Below are 18,849 nucleotides of genomic sequence, written 5' to 3'. Positions count from 1 at the left end.
CATCTACTCAGCTCGACACCACCGGCAGCAGCTCATCCAACGGCACGATCTCGGCCGATTCGGGCACCACGACCTCGGCGGATGTGCCCTGCTCGAGCACCACCGCCCGCAGATCCGCCAGCTGGGCCGTATCGATGGCGGCCAGCGCGGCCCGATCGGCGATCAGATGCGTCACCCACTCCTCGGCGAGCGAGGCACCCAGGTCTTCAGCACCCGGCACCACGATCAGACCGGCCCCGGTCGCACCGGCACTCACCACCTCCAGCAGCGTTGCGGCGGAATCGAACCGGCCGTGCTGGAAGGTGCGCGATTCGAAGGTCAGGTCGGTGCGGACACGCAGTCGATCGGCCGCGGTGGCCAGCTCGTCGTAGCTCATCCGCACCCCGGTCGCGGCAATGACGAGGGCCGGATCGGACCCGCTGAGCACCGCGGTCCGATTCGCGTGGTTCACCGGTCGCAGTGATTCCGCCGAGATTTCGGCACTGGTCGCCGCATCGTCGAGGCGCAGCCATTCGATGCCGTCACCGATCGGACTTGTATCGGTGGTCAACCCGATCCGCACGGAGGGCTCATCCGGTATCGGAGCCCCGTCCACAGGCAGCAGTACCAGCGCCGCACCCGTCTTGAGCACCGCCCACGCGGCCACCGCCCAGTCGGGACCGCGCTCCAGCCGGATCGCCACCCCAGTCCCCGGACCGCAACCGCGCCCGATCAACACCCTGGCCAGCTGAGACGACTTGGCATCGAGTTTCCGGTAGGGCATTTCCTCCTCGCCCCACACCAGTGCGGGCGCGTCCGGATCATCCTCCACCGCGGCAGTCAGCAGATGGGTCAGCTCGGTGCCGTCGGTGGCGGTCGTGGCATCGGTCGCGGTGCGAACCGGATCCTGCTCGTCGACAATATCGATGCCGCCGATGCGCACGCCCGGATCGGCGACCACCGCGGTCAGAATGCGCTCCAGCATGCGCCCGAGCCCACGCACTGTCGATTCCTCGAAAAGGTCTGTGGCGTAGGTGAATACCGAGACCAGCTCATCCGGCGTCCCATCCGCCTGCAGGCGCGGTTCGACGACCACCTGCAGATCGAACTTCGCGACGACATCGCCCGCATCCAACGCCGCGACGGTGAGTCCCGGCAGCACCAGACTCGGCTGCTCGAGATTCTGGAAGACGAGCATCACCTGGAACAACGGGCGTCCGGGCGCGATCACCTCGACCACCCGCTCGAACGGCAGATCCGCATGCGCGAATGCCGCCAGATCCGTCGCACGCGTCTGCTCGACCAGTTCATCGAATGCCATGCCGCGCTCGACCGATGTGCGCAGCGTCAGCGTATTGACGAACATGCCGACCAGCTCGTCCAACGCGCGCTGACCGCGCCCGGCAATCGGCGTGCCGATGGCGATATCCGAACCACCGGACAGCCGGGCGAGCAGGACGGCCAGCGCCGCGTGCACCACCATGAACACTGAGGATCGATGCTCACGCGCGATCCGGACGAGACCCTCGTGCACCTCGGCGGGCATGGTCCACCCGACCGATGCGCCACGCCCCGACGCCGCCACCGGACGTTGACGATCCAGCGGCAGCACCGGTGCGCTCGACAGACCGGCGAGCTGCTCACGCCAGAACGCCAATTGTCCTGCGGCCACCGAGTTCTCGTCGTCATCGGTGCCGATGATCTTGCGCTGCCATAGTGCAAAATCCGCGTATTGAACCGGAAGCGGCGACCAGCCGGGGGTCGCACCGGCCGCGCGGGCGAGATACGCGGTCACCAGATCCCGAGCCAATGGGGCGAGCGAAGCACCGTCGGCCGAAATGTGGTGCACCACGACAACGAGCACATGCTCGTCCCCGTCTGCCAATAGTCGAGCCCGCACCGGAACCGCTTCGGTCACATCGAATCCGGCCGACACCAGCTCGACGACCCGACCGAGCACATCGGTGGTGGTCTCGACCTCTAGTCCGTCGGGCAGCACCACGGCGGCAGGCAGAATCTCCTGATACGCCTGCCCACCGGTATCTGCCGTGGGGAACCGCGTGCGCAGCGCCTCGTGCCGCCCCAACACGTCCTCGACGGCCAGGCGCAACGCCGCGACATCGAGCTCACCGGTCAGCCGGATCGCAAACGGCAGGTTGTATGCCGGAGATTGCGGATCGATCCGATTGAGCACCCACATCCGTTGCTGGGCAAGTGAAAGCGGCACCCGTTCCGGGCGCTCGGTCCGTGTCAGCGGTACGCGTGCGGCGGCCGCCCGGCCCGCACCGGGGATGATTCCGGCGGCAAGCGCGGCGACGGCCGAAGTCTCGAACAAATCGCGCACGGCGACATTCGTATCAAGCGCATCGTTGATTCGCGCGACGACCCTGGTAGCCAGCAACGAATTACCACCAAGTGCGAAGTAGTCGTCATCGAGGCCGACCCGCTCGACGCCCAGCACCTCGGCGAAGACGGCGGCGACCATCTCCTGCGTCGGGGTGATCGGAGCGCGGAATTCGCGTGCGGTGAAGGTCGGCGCGGGCAGTGCCTTGCGATCCAGCTTGCCGCTGGTATTCAGCGGGAAGGCAGCCAGCACCACAATGGCGGCCGGAATCATATATGCCGGAAGCACTTCGGCCACCGCGGTCCGCAATTCCTGCGGCTCGGCCTGCTGCCCCGGCTGTGGCACCACATATCCGACCAGCTGATCACCCGACTGCGCAACCAATGCCGCGGCTTGGCTGACCGAAGGCTGGGCGAGTAGCGCGGTCTCGATCTCGCCGAGTTCGATGCGCTGACCACGGAATTTCACCTGGAAGTCGCTGCGTCCCAAGTACTCCAGGCGGCGCGGTTCTGCACGCCACACGACGAGATCACCGGTGCGGTACATCCGGGCCCCGGCGGTGAACGGGTCGGCGACGAAGCGATCCGCCGTGAGATCCGGTCGCGTGACGTACCCGCGCGCCAGCTGCGTCCCAGCCAAATACAGCTCGCCGACCACCCCCGCGGGCACCGGCCGCAATCGCGAATCCAGCACGTATACCTGCGAATTCCACTGCGGCAGGCCAATCGGCACGGTGGTCTGCTCGATGGCGTCCGCACGCCATGCGGTAATCGACACCGCCGCCTCGGTCGGCCCGTACAGGTTGTGCACCGCAGCATCCGATACCGCACGCATCGCGGTCACCGTCTCCGGCGGCAATGCCTCGCCGATCACGAAGATATCGCGCAGTGTCGGGCAGGACCCGGGCGTCAGATGTGCAGCGAATACCGTCAACATCGACGGCACGAAGTCGGTGACGGTGACCCGTTGCGCGGCAATCGTTTCCGCGAGATACGCCGGATCGCGATGACCATCGGGCGTGGCGATCAGCAGCTTCGCACCCGCACGCAACGGCATGAAGTACCCCCACAGGGATACGTCGAATGTGGTGGCCGTCTTCTGCAAATACACATCATCGGGACCGAGCGGGTAGTGCGCGAGCATCCACTCGATCTGGTTGTTGATGGCCGCGTGGGTGACCGCAACACCTTTCGGGCGACCGGTGGAACCCGAGGTGAAGATGACGTAGGCGGGATTGTCCGACGAAACCGGCCGCAACAGTTCCGTCGGCAGCACCGGATCCCCTGAGAATGCCGACAGCTCAACGGTATCCAGGTACACAGCCGGCGTATCGCCCAATAAACCAGCATCAGCCGTCGTGGTCAGCACACAGACGGGTGCGGCGGTATCGAGGATATGCGCGATCCGCTCCCCCGGATGATCCGGATCCAACGGCACATACGCACCACCGGCCGTCACAATCGCATACATGCCGACGACCAGGTCGAGCGAACGCCGAACCGCCAGTCCCACCAGCGCTTCCGCACCCACGCCCCGCTGGATCAACAGCCGCGCGAGCCGATTGACCCGCTCATCGAATTCGCGATATGTCAGCGTCGCGGAGCGACTCATTGAGGGGTGGTGGTCGGGCGACGGGTGGGCAAGTGCGGTCCCCTCGTAGGCCACCGCGACCGCATCCGGATTCGCCGCCACGGCACGGCGATATCCGTCGAGCAGTAGTTCCGGCACGACCGGGTGCGCGGTGTCGTTCCACTCCCACAGCATCCGCTGCCGTTCAGCGGGCGCGAGCAGCTCGAGCTCCCCGACCACGCGGTGTGGATCCGCGGCCACCGCGCCCAGCACCCGATTCAGGCGCTGCGCGAAACCGACCACCGTCGGCTCGTCGAAAAGGTCGGTGGCATAGGTGAACGACGCCGCGAGACCGTTCGCCGCACCATGGTCCTCGCGCGGTACGACGGTCAGCTCGAGATCGAACTTCGCCTGCACGACGCCCAGATCGATGCCGGAAATGGTGAGGCCGGGCAGCTCCAGTTCAGGCCGGTCCATGTTCTGGAAGGTCAGCATCACCTGGAACAGCGGATGCCGGGCCATCGAACGCACCGGATCGAGCAGCTCGACCAGTCGCTCGAACGGCACATCCGCATGTCCGAAGGCCGCCACATCGGCCCGCCGGAAGTTACGCAGCAAATCGTCGAACGATAGTTCGGGGTCGACCTCGCCACGCAGCACCAGCGTATTGACGAACATTCCGATCACATTGTCGAGTGCGGCATCCCCACGACCGGCAACAGGGGTTCCGACGGCGATATCGGTGGTCCCGGCCAGTCGGGACAGCAGCACCGCGAGCGCCGCGTGCACCACCATGAACAGCGTCGAATGATGTTCGCGGGCAATCCGTTCGAGCGCTGTATGCACCTCGGCATCGATCTCGAAGGCGAAGACGGCGCCGCGGCTGGACAGCACCGTCGGACGCGGCCGATCGGTGGGCAGCGCCATTTGCTCGGGCAGTCCGGCCAATTCGGTGCGCCAGAAAGCGATCTGCTGAGCCAGCAGCGATTCCGCGTCGTCTTCCGCGCCGAGCACCGCCCGCTGCCAAATCGCGTAATCGGCGTACTGCACGTCGAGCGGCTGCCACTGCGGGCGCGCACCACCCGACCGAATCGAATAGGCGGACATCAGATCCCGCGCCAGCGGCCCCATGGAGAAACCGTCGGCCGCGATGTGGTGCACCACGCACACCAGTACCTGCTCTGATTCGCCGAGCCGCACCAGACGTAGTCGAATCGGCGGCGCGACGGCGACATCGAAACCGGCGACGGCCGCCGCGATGACCAACTCGGGCAACTCGTCCGCACTCGCGGACACGATCTCGAGCTCCGGCACCGCACGGGCATCATCGATCGGCAATACGACCTGGATACCTTCGCCGTCGATCTCGGGATACACCGTCCGCAGCACCTCGTGCCGCCCCACCAGATCGCGCGCCGCCGAACGCAGCGCCTCGACGTCGAGCACCCCGGACAACCGCACCGCCAGCGGAATGTTGTTGACGCCGCTGGTCGGATCGAAGCGGTTCAGGAACCACATGCGCTGCTGTGCGTACGAAAGCGGAATCCGATCCGGACGCGGCTGCGCGCTCAAAGCATGTCCGGCCGCCGCGAGTACTGTCACCCGTTGAGCGAGTTCGGCGACTCCGGGGGCCTCGAATACCAACTGCACCGGCACCCGTGTGCCCAGCGCGGTGCCGATGCGCGCGGCGGCCTGCGCGGCCAGCAGCGAGTTACCGCCGAGTTCGAAGAAGTCGTCATCGACACCGACGTCCACACCGTCGGCGAGCAATAGCGCCGCATACACCTCGGCGACGACCTGCTCTTCCCGCGTGGACGGCGCACGGAACTCCCGCACCTCGAAAACCGGATCGGGCAGCGCGTCGCGATCCAGCTTGCCCACCGGCGTAAGCGGCAGTTCGTCGAGCACCACAATGGCCGTGGGCACCATGTACTTGGGTAGCGATCGCTCCAGTGTCGCAACGAGTTCGGCGGTATCCACGACGGCATCGGTGCGTGGCAGCACATACGAGACGAGCGCGGTTGTGCCCGAAGGCAGTGTCTTGCCGAGCGTGGCCGCGAAATCCACATCCGGATGCGCGGTGAGCGCGTTGTCGATCTCCCCGAGTTCGATGCGCAGACCGCGGATCTTGACCTGGAAATCGGATCGTCCCAGGTATTCCAGTACGCCGGTTTCGTTGCGCCGCACCAGATCTCCGGTGCGGTACAGTCGCGCACCCGGTGCACCGGCTTCCGCACCGAACGGGCTGGCCACGAACCTTTCCGCGGTCAGTCCGGGCCGTCCGAGATAGCCCTGCGCCAGCGCGGGTCCGCCCAGATACAACTCGCCGACAACGCCCGAAGGCACCGGCCGCAAGCGCGAATCGAGCACAAAGGCCCCGACCCCGGCGACGGTGCCGCCGAGGGTGACCGGTGCGCCGGGTTCCATCTGCCCGGTCGTGACCATGACCGTGACCTCGGTCGGGCCATAGGCATTGAAGACGGCCCGCCCGTCCCGCGCCCAGCGCTCGACGAGTTCGACACCGAGCCTGTCGCCACCGGCCACCACGGCCCGCAGTTCGTCCAACCCGGCCGGATCGACCGATTCCAGCGCACCCGGGGTGATCAGCAGATGGGTAACCCGTTCCCGGCGCAGCAGATCCGCGAGCTCGACACCACCGAATACCGTCGGCGGCGCGATCACCAGTGTCGCCCCCGCCGAGAACGTGAAAAGCATCTCCATCAGCGAGAAGTCGAAGCTCGGCGAACTCAGGTGCGTCACCCGTGAATCGCCCGTCAGCGCATACCGCTGACCGTTCGCGGCCAACCCGGCCAACCCGGCGTGCGTGACCACGACGCCCTTCGGCCGTCCGGTGGAACCGGAGGTGTAGATGACGTAGGCCGGATGCCGCTCGTCGAGGCGCCGAATCCGATCGGCATAGGAGACGGGCCGCTCCGGCTGCGCGGCGATCTGCGCGGCCACCACTGGATCATCGAGTTCGATCCAATCGACCGATGTGCCCAAATCAACCGATGAGCCCAGCACCGCGCGATGCGCCGCAGTGGTCACGCCGAGCGCAGCGCCGGAGTCCGACACCATATGCGCGATCCGCTCCGCGGGGTAGGCCGGATCCACCGGGACATAGGCCGCACCCGTCTTCGCGATCGCCCACACCGTGAGAACGGACTCGACCGATCGGGCCAGCGCGGTAGCGACAATGTCACCGGGGCCGATGCCGCGTGCTATGAGTTCCCAGGCCAGCCGCGAGGACGCCTCGTCGAATTCGCGATAGGTCAACTCGCGTTGGTCGGCCGGATCACCGGTCGGGTTGAAGCGAACCGCCACCGCATCGGCGGCGGATTCGACGGCGGCGGTGAGCAGTTGACCGAAGAGTGGGGTGCCGGCTCGGCGCCGACGATTGGTCCGAACAGATCGACTCGCTCTATCCATTCCCAACCATTCGCCTTTCACATCTGGCATATGGCAGGGTCGAACAACCGCACACGGAATTCCGCCGCCGCATTCGCTCCTGCGCAACGCAATCGGTTTGTCGTATTGGCGAGAGCTAACTATCCGCGAATTCAGAGTGCGTGGTGCTATCTCCGAATCCGTTGTGACACAAGCCCTCAAACATCCCGGGACACTGATCGTTCAGCATTCGTCCCATGTTGTCCACTCGAGCGTTCACTTGCCCGAGCTACAGCCATCCTCGCCTAGTCGCCTGTACGCCCGCCTGAAACCGGGTGCTCGCGCCGAGCCGCTCCAGCAGCCGCGCCGTACGCCGGACCACGGTTCGACGGGACATGCCGAGTCGGCGAGCGATGGTGTCATCGGTCGCACCCAGGCCCATCAGGGTGAGAATCGCCTTATCCCGCTCGTCGAGTTCGTCGGCGGTCGGGTTCACCGAAATCGGCGCCGCCAGCGACCACAGCACATCGAAAGTCTTCACCAGCAACCGCAATCCGGGCGATCCGGAAATGCGCAGACCCATCGGATCCGGGCGGCGCTCGTCCGCGTGCAAGACCAGGCTCGCCCGCTCGTCATCACTGATGATCAGCTTGAACGGCGGCTCGGGCAGGGTGCGCGCCTGGGCCCCACTGGCATTGGTGGACAGCGCGTGCCGCAACCTTTCCGCATCCTGATAAATAGTGTCCTGATATAGCGTCTGGTAGCGAATGCCGTCACCGATCCGAGAGCGCTTGAGCAGGAACAGCTGTCGCTCGCGTTCCGGATCGCTGAGATAGGGACCGCGTTCGATCACCTTGACCGTGTTACGGGCCGAGGTCTGGACCTCCTCGAAATCCGCGAGCATCTCGAGGCGTTCGAAAACCGGCACGATCGCGCCATTGGAGCGCGGTGAGCGGCGCACCGATCGGAATGTCTCGCTCAGTCGCGCGGCCGCGGCGTGCATTTGGTTGATCTCGTGCTGCCTGCGCCGCGCCTCGGCCTCGGACAGCGATTCGGGTGCGTGCGCATCCCAGATCGCCTCACCGTCGACGGAAAGCTGACTAACCGCGGCCTGCAGGTGGGTCAATACCTCCAGCGATGCGGCGGCGGTCTCCTTCGAGACGCCCAGATATTCGGCGACCTCGCCCAAGCTGGATCGCGGATGATGCACCAGCACGGCGTAGGTCCGCCCGTGCGGTGATCCAGGCTCGAAGATATCGCCCAGCGCAGTCATCGCCTGAGCCTAACGACCGTACGGTCCCCACGGGACCGTCGTCGGACTATCAAGCCGGGCAAGAAAATCAGTGCGCCGACGGGCCCCACTGCAGCGGGACACCCTTGGCTGCCAAGTACGGCATCGGGTCGACCTTGTTGCCGCCCTGATCCCAGATCTCCAGGTGCAGATGCGGTCCGGTCGAATTGCCGCGGTTGCCGACGGTGGCGATGACATCGCCCGCGTTCACCCGCTGCCCCGCGTGCACGAACATCTCGTTGACGTGTCCGTAGACCGCGATGGTGCCGTCGTCCTGCTGGATCCGCACCCACAGGCCGAAACCGGAGGCCGGGCCCGCCTCGATGACGGTGCCGCCGCTCACCGAGTGGATCGGTGCGCCGAGCTGATCGGCGAAGTCGAGGCCGTAGTGGAATTCGCCCCAGCGGGAACCGAATCCGGAGCTGATCGCACCGGCGACCGGGCGCACCGCGGGGGCCGGGGCGAACTGCTGCTGCGCACCCTTGAGGACCTGTTCGACCTGGGCCAGCGGGCCCGCGATCTCCGGCGGCAGATTGCTGATGCCGAACGGAGTGGCGACCGGGTCCGCGATCGGCGCGGCCACCGGGGTGGCGACGGCCTGTGCGGCTTCGGCTATCGGGGCCGCTGCCTTGACCTCTTCGACAGGTAGTTCCGCCGTGCCCTTGAACGTGATGGGCGCGGCGGCTTCCTCGTTCCCGTCGTGCGCACCCGGCATGAGCGGGGCGGCAATGGCAGGCGCGACCTGGGCTGCGGTGCCGATGAGGGCACCGGTGGCGACCGCGACACCGGCCGCGACCTTCACCCGGTCGGTGGTCGACGGCTCGGCGCGATGCCGCGTCGGCCGACCCGCAACGCCGTCGCCGATGAGGCTCATGACGGTTATAGAACTGGGGCCTACCCGATGCTGCGACAAAGCTGGTCCTTGCGCTCGACCTACAGTGGCTGAACAGGTTCCGAAGTTTGTAACGTTTCGGCATCCGTTGTGACGGGAACTCTACCTCGTCGTGACCATTTCGCAACCTTCTCGGCCAAAATCCCTGTTTAGGGCCTGGTCAGACGCGCGGGTCACCATCACGAAGCCGATCCTTTCGAGCGACCTGCAAGCAGCGACCGATGCGCCACACTGGGACCCGTGATCCTCAACGAGTTGAGCGTTCCGATCGTGCTGGCGCCGATGGCGGGCGGACCGTCCACGCCCGAATTGACGGCGGCGGTCTCCGCGGCGGGCGGCCTCGGCCTGCTGGCCGCCGGATATCTGACCGCGACCGATACCGCGGCACGACTCGCGGCCACCCGCGAACTGACCACCGCGCCTTTCGGCGTCAACCTCTTCACCCCGGGCCCCGCCGCCGCGCCCGAGGATTTCGCCGACTACCTCGCCGAGCTGGGGCGCACCCACGAGGTCGGCGTGCCGAAGTACGACACCGACGAATGGGACGCCAAGCTCGAGCTGCTGATCGATGCGCCCGTCGCGGTGGTCACCTTCACGTTCGGCTGCCCGAGCGCTGCCGAGGTCGCCCGGTTGCACGAGGCCGGTTCGGAAGTGTGGGTGACGGTCACCTCGGCCGCCGAAGGTCACCTCGCGGTCGAAGCAGGTGCCGATGTGCTGATCGCCCAGGGCGCGGAGGCTGGCGGGCATCGCGCCACCTTCATCGATCGTGTCGCGGACGATGCCACCGATCCACTCACCTTGCTCGCACTACTGCAGATCCTCGACGCGACCGTCGACCGGCCGATCGTGGCCACCGGCGGTATCACCACGGGGGCCGGCATCGCGGCAGCGCTCGCGGCCGGCGCGGCGGCCGTGCAACTCGGGACCGTCTTCCTACGCTCACCGGAAGCGGGCACCAATCCGGTGCATCGCGCCGCGCTCGGCGCCGACACCCCGACCATGCTGACCCGCGCCTTCACCGGCCGCCGGGCGCGCGGCCTGCGCAACCGGTTCATGGACGAACACTCCGCGACAGCACCGGCCGCCTATCCGGAAATCCATTACGCCACAGCGCCGTTGCGGGCCGCCGCACGAGCGGCGGGCAATCCGGACGATGTGAACATGTGGGCTGGCCAGACCCACACGCTGGCACCCGAGCTACCGGCCGGTGAACTAGTCCGCAGCTTGGCCGCAGATGCGAAAACCGCCCTGACCACAGCACTTTCGGGACGAATCCAGTCTTGTTGACAACAGTTTCCGTTTAGAATCGAGGGGCCTCGCAACAGCCATCCAGGTCAGGAGAGCGCTATGTCCCTCGATGTTCCCACCGCCCTACTCGAACGCGCCGAACGCGGCGAGGTCGACGACGCCGACTTCGTCGAGGTCGTGCGGGTCTCCCTCCCGTACGCCTGGGAGGTCGTCAGCCGGGTGGCCGGTGAGCTGCAGTCCGGCACAGCCGAATTCGCCGACAATGTCGTTGCGCCGCCCGATGAGGTGGCCCGGGGACAACTGCTGCGTGCCATGGCCTCCGACGCCATCCGCGGCGGCCTGGAACGCCATTTCAAGGTGAAGCTCGCCTTCCAGAACTGCCACCGCGTCGCGGCCTTCCCGATCGCCGCCGTCGGCGGCGACACCTACACCACCTTCATCGGGACTCGCGCCCAACTGCTGAACCAGAGCCCCGAACTCCGCAACTGCTGATCAGCATCGCAAAACCCCGGCGCGGCACGGATTTTCCGGCCGCGCCGGGGTCGCGCGTAATGTGAGCAGGCATGAGCGGCAACGATCTTCGCGACGAGATCGATCGGCGGCTGCATCCCTGGCTGCCGCAACTCGGCTCGGATCGCGGTGCGTACACCAACCATGTGCTGCGCGTGCTGGAGCTGTGCGATCTGCTCGACAGTGGCTCCGGCAGCTTGCCGAGCACCCGCGAGGAGTTCCGCACCGCCGCGGCCTTTCACGATCTGGGGATCTGGACCGCGGGCACTTTCGACTACCTGGCGCCCTCTGTGGACCTCGCACTGCAATGGCTCGATCAGATCGACCGCGCCGACTTGGCCGATCTGGTCGTCGCAATGATCAACGACCACCACAAGATTCGCCCGGCAGGCATCGACACCGACCCGATCGAAATCTTCCGCCGAGCCGATGCCATCGACGTCGAATACGGCCTGCTCGGCCGCTTCGGGATACCTCGCTCCACCTACCGCGAACTGGCGAAGCGGTACCCCGACAAAGGCTTCCACCGCCGGTTGGTCCAACTGGCCGCCAAACGAATCCGGACGCACCCCACCTCACCACTGCCGATGCTGAAGTGGTGAGGTGGGGCTTGTCGCTCTAGGACAGCGTGGTGACTGTGAGGTCGCCGTCGGCGTATTGGGCGCGCAGACGCTTCTTGTCGAATTTACCGACGCTGGTCTTGGGGACCTCCGCGATGAAAGTCCACCGTTCCGGCAGTTGCCATTTGGCGAACTTGTCGGCGAGGAAGTCGCGCAGTTCCTCCGGTTTGGCCTCGGTGCCTTCGGCGAGCACGATCGCGACGAGGGGGCGCTCGTCCCACTTCTCGTCCGGCACACCGATGACCGCGGCCTCGGCGACGGCCGGGTGGCCCATGACCGCATTCTCCAGATCGACCGAGGAGATCCATTCGCCGCCGGACTTGATGACATCCTTGGACCGGTCGACCAGGGTGAGGTAGCCGTCCGGGCTGATCTTGCCGACATCGCCGGTACGCAGCCAGCCATTGTCGAACTTGTCGGGATCGATCACCGCGCCGTCCGGGGCGTAGTACGACCCGGTGATCCAGGGACCGCGAACCTCCAACTCGCCCAGCGACTCTCCGTCATTGGGAACCACGCTGCCGTTATCGCCGACCAGGCGGGCCTGCACACTCGCCGGAAAACGGCCCTGGGTGAAGCGGTACTCCCACTCGTCCTCGCCGGTCACCCCGGCGGGCGGATGCGCGACGCTGCCGAGCGGGGACGTCTCGGTCATACCCCAGGCGTGCAGGATGCGGACGCCGTGCTTTTCCTGGAAGGCGCGCATCATCGACGGCGGCACCGCCGAACCGCCGACGACCACCGAACGCAGATGCGAGATGTCCTGCGGCTTCGCGGCCAGTCCGGCGAGTACGCCACCCCAGATGGTCGGGACGGCCGCGGCGAAGGTCGGCTGCTCGGTGGCCATCATTTCCAGCAGCGGACCGGGCTGCAGGAAGCGGTCGGGCATGAGGACATTCGCGCCCGACATCAGCGCCGCATACGGCAGGCCCCAGGCATTGGCATGGAACAGCGGGACGATGGCGAGCACATAGTCGCGGTTGGAGAAGCCCATGCTGGTCGGCTGGCACACCTGCATGGCGTGCAACCAGTTGGAGCGGTGCGAATACACCACGCCCTTGGGATCACCGGTGGTGCCGGAGGTGTAACACATTGCGGCGGCAGAGCGTTCGTCGATCACCGGGAAGTCGAAGGTATCCGGCTGCGCGGCGAGCAGTTCGGTGTAGGAGTGCACCTGGACGCCCTCGGGTGCCTGCAGCGCGGCGGCATCGCCATTGGCCACGATGACGTGGCGGACGGTCTTCAGATTGGGCAGGTACTGGGCGAACATCGGAACCAGCGTGCCGTCGACGATCACCACCTGGTCCTCGGCGTGATTGGCCACGAAGACGAGTTGCTCCGGAAAGAGCCGGATATTGAGCGCGTGTAGCACCGCGCCCATCGCAGGTACCGCGATGTAGGCGACCATATGCTCGTTGTTGTTCCACATGAAGGTGCCGACCCGATCGCCTTCACCAATTCCCAAGCCGCGCAAGGCATTTGCCAGGCGTGCCGATTCGGCGCCGAGTTCACGGTAGGTCATGGTGCGTACGCCGGTGCCGGTCCAGGTCGAGACGGTGGAATCGCCCATGAACGTCGATGCGTAGCGCAGCAACGTCGCCAGCGACAACGGCTCGTCCTGCATGGTGCTCAACATCGGTACTCCTTTTCTTCGGTGGCTACGGCGGCCTGCCGACCATGAGCCACATCACACCGGGGATGCTACCCAAGAGTAGGGCGCGCAGCGGACCCCATCACCGATCTCATTAGCAGGCAGGTGCCCTCAGTTCCCCGGCCCGGCCGCAATCTCGCGAGGCGAGTCGAACGGCGGTCCCCCAGGTGGCTGAGAACCGCCATCCGACTACGCTCGACGGCCTGTCAGACCGCGGAGTGAGCGGGGTAGGCGTGGACGAGGGCGGTGTCGAGTTTGGGCACGGCGTGGGTGAGGGTGTGCTCGGCGCCGTGGGCCAGGCGGTGGGCGTCGGCCAGGGTGATGCTCGGGGCGACATCCAGTTCGACATCCGCGTGCAGGCGGTGGCCGATCCAACGCATTCGAAGACTGCGCACGCCGAGCACCCCGGGTTCGGCGACCAGCGCCTGCTCGGCGGTACTCACCAGGGTGGGCTCGACGCCATCCATCAAGCGGCGGAACACATCTCGCGCGGCCGTGCGCAGTACGGCCAGAATCGCGATCGTAATCAGCAGCCCGACAATGGGATCGGCGAGCGGGAACCCGAGCGCGACACCGCCCGCACCGATCAGCACCGCCAATGAGGTGAATCCGTCCGTCCGCGCGTGCAACCCGTCGGCCACCAGTGCCGCCGAGCCGATCCGCCGCCCGACCCTGATCCGATACAGCGCGACGGTCTCGTTGCCGACAAACCCGATGAGTCCCGCTGCCGCAACCCAACTCAGATGCTGGATCTGGACCGGATCGATCAGCCTGCGCACCGCCTCGTACCCGGCGATGATCGCGGACAACGCGATCATCCCGACCACGAACAACCCGGCCAGATCCTCGGCCCGTCCGAACCCGTAGGTATAGCGCCGCGTCGCCGCCCGCCGACCGAGGGCAAATGCGATCCACAGCGGCACCGCGGTCAGTGCATCGGAGAAGTTGTGAATGGTGTCCGCCGCCAACGCGACCGAACCGGAAGCAAGCACGATCAATACCTGCAGCCCAGCGGTCAGCCCGAGCACCGCCAGGCTGATCTTCACCGCGCGGATCCCGACGGCGCTGGACTCCAGCGCACCGTCGATGCTGTCGGCGGCGTCGTGACTGTGCGGTACGAAGATCTCGCGCAGTGCACCGCGCAATCCGCCCGGATGATCGTGGTCATGGTGCGCACCGTGCGAGTGCGCGTGGTCGTGGTCCGCATCGTGCGTGTGTCCGTGATGGCGACCGTGCGAAATGCTGTGCCAGCGTTCAGGATTGCGCTCGTGACTCATTCCGCCACCGCCTGATCGCGAGCAGGCAGTTCGCGTACGGACCCATCGCCGCGGTGATGCGGAGGTACACCGGGGCCCGCATGTTCGGCGTTGTACACCGCGTCCACGACCAACTGACGGACGTGTTCGTTCTCCAGGCTGTAGAAGATGGTGGTTCCGGCGCGGCGGGTCCGGACCAGACGAGCCATGCGCAGCTTGGCCAGGTGTTGCGATACCGAGGGGCCGGGTTTGCCGATGTGATCGGCCAGATCATTGACCGAGAGCTCCCGGTCGACCAACGCCCACAGGATCTGTACCCGGGTCGAGTCGGCCAGCATGCGGAAGACCTCGACGACCAGCCCGACCTGGTCCTCCGCAATCGGCAGCCGCAGCGGCTCGCTATCTGCATTCATACGCAGATAATAGAACTATGGTGCGTTAGATGGAACGGCCCCTTCGGACCGGCCGGCGGCGATACCCCTGCACGGCCGCCGACAGACCGGTCCGCTCCAGCTCATCGGTGCAGTCGGTGTGACTCGTTCGCGGTCAGTACCGACGGGCGCCCGCGTAGGGCATCGAGGACATCGGCGACATGATCACGCCGGTCCCATAGGTCGAGGCGTGTATGACCTTGTCGTCACCGGCATAGAGGGCCGAGTGGTCGCCGCCGTAGAAGGCCACCACGTCACCGGGCTCGAGCTCGTCCCGGGCGACCGGGGTGCCCGCGGACAGCTGCTCATAGCTGGTCCGCGGCACCTTCACCCCGGCCTGCTTATACGACCACTGCACCAACCCGGAGCAGTCGAAGGCATCCGGACCCGTCGCGCCCATGCTGTATCCGGTGCCGACCTTGCCGCGTGCCGCGTCGACGGCGACTGCACCGTGCGTGCGTTCCGGTACCACCGCGGGCACGGGTGGTGAGGCTGGCGGCTTGATGCCGAGAACACCACTGAGGTACGCGATTCCGGCGCGGAACATGTCTGCGGGCACCGTAATCCCGGTCCCCGGAATCGTCGCGAGCGCCGGAGGCTCAGCGCCGGGAACCCCGGCCGGCACCGGAGCCGATGAACGTTCGCCCCACGGAATCACCAAGGGCAGTCCGCGCTCCGCCCCCGGCGCAGACCGTTCCGCGCCGGGTATCGCGAGCGGAGCCGACCGCTCCAACCCGAACACCCCGACGGGTATCGAGATTTGCGCACCCGGAATCGCCAGCGGAATCGAAAGTTCCTTCCCACGGACCGCGACCGGCGCGATCTCCGGGACAGCGACCGGATGCTCGACCGCGGGAATCAGCGGGAGTTCCGAACGCTCGATACCCAGAGCCCGCAGGGGCACCGCGAGCGCGGAACCCGCAGCAGTCAACGGCGCCGAAAGTTCCTTGCCCTGCACCGCGACAGGCGCATCACCCGAAGGAGCAACGTAATTCTCAACCGCAGGAATCAGCGGAAGGCCCGAACGCTCGACACCCAGAGCCCGCAGAGGCACCGCAAGCGCCGAACCCGCAGCAGTCAACGGCGCCGAAAGTTCCTTGCCCTGCACCGCGACAGGCGCATCACCCGAAGGAGCAACGTAATTCTCAACCGCAGGAATCAGCGGAAGGCCCGAACGCTCGACACCCAGAGCCCGCAGAGGCACCGCAAGCGCCGAACCCGCAGCAGTCAACGGCGCCGAAAGTTCCTTGCCCTGCATCGCGACAGACACGTCACCCGAAGGAGCAACCTCAATAGTGGAAATCAATGGAAGTGCCGAACGCTCGATATTCAAAAATGCGAGGGGCGCGGAGTACTTCACACCCGGAATCGTCGGTGGAATCGAAAGTTCATTAGAGGGAACGCCGAGGGGCACATCGAGTTCCGCATCGGGAACCGCGAGTGGTGCCGAAAGTTCCTTCCCCAGAACTTCAGCTGGCGCGATTTCCGAAGGTGCGACGGAATCCGCTACCTCGGGAATCGGAGTGGGCAATGTCGGCCCATCCGTCGGAACTTCGATGCCGGGGTTCGAAATCTGGTCCGGGACTTCGAATGTCCCGATATCCGGAATGGTCAGCGGTTGCGCTGACGCCTGACCTCCTGCGAGCAGTGTCGCGGCGATGGCCGCGCCTGCGATGATTCCCGCGCCGACGGCCCATGGGAGCGCGCGCCGCAGGAAACGAGAATATCGACCCTCCGTAGTTGATGCCATGATCCGGTCCTCCGATGCTCTTATCGAAGTTCCTGGCTGGCCGTTCGACGCCGAACTGCATTGGCGTTTAGGACTTCACCAAGACCTCGAATGAATTCGAAAACCATCACGGTGATCTGTAGTCCAGCGGATCCGAGCGCCATATTTCGCGCAATCCGCGCCAATTATGCGACACGACACGCGCATTGACGATAACAAAAGTATAACTAAACCGAAATGCCCCGTAGCGGAACCGCTTCCGCAACGGGGCATTCCGACACCAAAAATGGCTCAGGCGATGATCTGCTCTTCGATCTGTTCGGCGAGAGTTCGCAGTTTCGCGGCGAATTCGCGCGCCGCCGCCGGATCATTATTCGAGCCCTTGACAACTCGTCGCGTCAGCGCGGCGAACCGCGATTCCACCGCGGCGAACAGATCGACGGCTCGCTCATTCGATGGGTCCCGCAACTCCCCGCGCAGCCATGCCTGCAGCAATTCGACCACCTCGGCCTTGTCGAACCGCTCGGGCAGCAGCGCGACGGCCTCACGGAGCTTGCCCGCGGTGACCTTCACATCGTCGACACCGGCGATCGTGGTGTACACGGTGACCGCCGCATCTTCGCCGTGCTGGGCGGCCACCGGCAGCAGTTCGCGAACCTGCCCCTCATTGATCGTGGGGGCGACCGGATGCAATTTGGCGGCGAGCGGCCAGGCACGAATCAACTTGTGCGCGTATGACCGCTGCATATCCCAGCGCTGCTCCACATAATCGTCGAAGCTCGCGTGCCGATCCCGGTAGAGCCGACCGTCACGCACGATTTGCAGCGCGCGGCCAGCCGACCAGAAGGCGACCCGCAGGCCGTCGATCGAGGATTCACAGGCCGTCAACTGGGCCTGTTCGCGATCGTCGAGCTGCCCGTCCAGCGCGGTTTCGTTCGGCGCGGGCAGCGGCATCGTCAATACATTTGCCTCGACTGCCGGCGCGATAACCTCCAACGACGCCGCGCTCAGCGGACCCGTTCGCCACTCGGCATCCCGCAGCGGCGATACCGGCGGCGTGTGCTCGGCACTATCCGCCAACGGGTTCGCGCCGCCGATCGAGCCCTTACCGATGGACCCCTTCCTACGCTGCGGAGGCATCAGGCAGGCACCTCCACCGCGACCCGGTACGGGCTCACCAACTCCTCGCCGACCTGCCGATATTCACCGAGATCCATGATCGGATTCTCGGCGCCCTCACCGACCTCCCCGTCGGCCGCCTCCCGATACCACTTCCACGCGCTCAAATAGGATTCGAATACGTCGTAGCCCGCATCCTCCAGATTTCCGCGCTGCGTGCGGTATTCGGTCGAGACGTTCACGCCGTTCTTCATCGTCACCGGCACCTTGGTCATCAGTACCCGGACCCGGATCTCGCGGCCGCTATCCGCCGCGGCCTCCTCGGCGGCCTTATAGGTACTCGGCACCCGCTTGACCTCCGATGGGCTGACACTGGTCAACAGAATCAGCTCATCGCTCTGCGGTATGGCGGCCTTGAATATCTCGGCCGACTCGCCACCGGCATCGACGATGATCACATCGAATTTCCCGGCATTGTCGGTAATGCAGTCGTGGACATGCCGAGACGGGAAGGCGATCAGCTTGAACGGCACCTCGATCCCGCCCCTGAGCAGCCGCCGATACCAGGAATATCCGGTCTGACTGAGCGGGTCGGCGTCGATGACGAGCACACGCAATTCGTGGACCTGCGCGAAATATGAGGCCAAGAAAAACGCTGATGTCGTCTTGCCGACGCCGCCTTTGAGATTTCCGAGCGTTATGACCAGCGGTTCGGGTAACTCCAGTGGCGCAACAGAATTCTTCATAGACAGTCCTCCGAGGGTGAGGAGTGCGACCGTAGCGACTGCTTGCGGGTCGCTCGAAATGGTCAACTGTGGCGGGG

Annotated in this window: 12 protein-coding genes; 3 read left to right on the top strand and 9 right to left on the bottom strand. The window is 65.9% G+C overall.

The window, feature by feature from the left end; genetic code table 11:
* Window positions 1–7: 7 nt before the first annotated feature.
* From OIE68_RS35875 to OIE68_RS35865, 3 genes are all read right to left on the bottom strand, one after another.
* Complete coding sequence (locus OIE68_RS35875; protein ID WP_327095373.1) at window positions 8–7,321, bottom strand: non-ribosomal peptide synthetase; 7,314 nt, start codon at window positions 7,319–7,321, stop codon at window positions 8–10.
* Window positions 7,322–7,568: 247 nt separating this feature from the next.
* A complete protein-coding gene (locus OIE68_RS35870) occupies window positions 7,569–8,552 on the bottom strand; it encodes a LuxR C-terminal-related transcriptional regulator (RefSeq protein WP_327095372.1) in 984 nt (327 codons plus the stop codon).
* A gap of 67 nt (window positions 8,553–8,619) precedes the next feature.
* Window positions 8,620–9,444, bottom strand: coding sequence for a M23 family metallopeptidase (locus tag OIE68_RS35865; protein WP_327095371.1), 825 nt, complete (start codon window positions 9,442–9,444; stop codon window positions 8,620–8,622).
* A gap of 300 nt (window positions 9,445–9,744) precedes the next feature.
* Here OIE68_RS35865 and OIE68_RS35860 point away from each other — a divergent pair, with 300 nt between their 5' ends.
* From OIE68_RS35860 to OIE68_RS35850, 3 genes are all read left to right on the top strand, one after another.
* A complete protein-coding gene (locus OIE68_RS35860; protein ID WP_419150836.1) occupies window positions 9,745–10,749 on the top strand; it encodes a nitronate monooxygenase in 1,005 nt (334 codons plus the stop codon).
* A 60-nt stretch (window positions 10,750–10,809) separates the two neighbouring features.
* Window positions 10,810–11,202 carry an SCO5389 family protein gene (locus tag OIE68_RS35855; protein ID WP_327095369.1) on the top strand — a complete coding sequence of 131 codons (393 nt, stop codon included), beginning with the start codon at window positions 10,810–10,812 and terminating at the stop codon, window positions 11,200–11,202.
* 71 nt (window positions 11,203–11,273) lie between these two features.
* Window positions 11,274–11,822, top strand: a complete 549-nt coding sequence (locus OIE68_RS35850) for a hypothetical protein (protein ID WP_327095368.1) — start codon at window positions 11,274–11,276, stop codon at window positions 11,820–11,822.
* A gap of 16 nt (window positions 11,823–11,838) precedes the next feature.
* Here the strand turns inward: OIE68_RS35850 and OIE68_RS35845 are convergent, their stop codons facing one another.
* The 6 genes from OIE68_RS35845 to OIE68_RS35820 form a co-directional block, all read right to left on the bottom strand.
* Window positions 11,839–13,476: a long-chain fatty acid--CoA ligase gene (locus tag OIE68_RS35845; RefSeq protein WP_327095367.1), complete on the bottom strand. Its 1,638-nt coding sequence runs from the start codon at window positions 13,474–13,476 to the stop codon at window positions 11,839–11,841.
* Between the two features lie 221 nt (window positions 13,477–13,697).
* Window positions 13,698–14,768 carry a cation diffusion facilitator family transporter gene (locus OIE68_RS35840; RefSeq protein ID WP_327095366.1) on the bottom strand — a complete coding sequence of 357 codons (1,071 nt, stop codon included), beginning with the start codon at window positions 14,766–14,768 and terminating at the stop codon, window positions 13,698–13,700.
* Window positions 14,765–15,160, bottom strand: coding sequence for a metalloregulator ArsR/SmtB family transcription factor (locus OIE68_RS35835; RefSeq protein WP_327095365.1), 396 nt, complete (start codon window positions 15,158–15,160; stop codon window positions 14,765–14,767). Before OIE68_RS35835 ends, OIE68_RS35840 begins: the two co-directional genes overlap by 4 nt.
* Window positions 15,161–15,293: 133 nt before the next feature.
* Window positions 15,294–16,928, bottom strand: coding sequence for a C40 family peptidase (locus OIE68_RS47235; protein ID WP_419150611.1), 1,635 nt, complete (start codon window positions 16,926–16,928; stop codon window positions 15,294–15,296).
* Window positions 16,929–17,198: 270 nt separating this feature from the next.
* Entirely contained in the window at window positions 17,199–18,047 is an 849-nt protein-coding gene (locus OIE68_RS35825; RefSeq protein WP_327095364.1) for a hypothetical protein, read from the bottom strand.
* On the bottom strand, window positions 18,047–18,772 hold the full coding sequence (locus OIE68_RS35820) for a ParA family protein (protein WP_327095363.1): 726 nt from the start codon (window positions 18,770–18,772) through the stop codon (window positions 18,047–18,049). The genes OIE68_RS35825 and OIE68_RS35820 overlap by 1 nt, the downstream gene beginning before the upstream one ends.
* Window positions 18,773–18,849 lie beyond the last annotated feature (77 nt).

It is taken from the genome of Nocardia vinacea, from assembly GCF_035920345.1.
In the GTDB taxonomy this organism is placed as follows: Bacteria; Actinomycetota; Actinomycetes; order Mycobacteriales; family Mycobacteriaceae; genus Nocardia; species Nocardia vinacea_A.
Note: the sequence above shows the minus strand (reverse complement) of the source record. Positions and strands in the feature narration are given on the sequence as shown.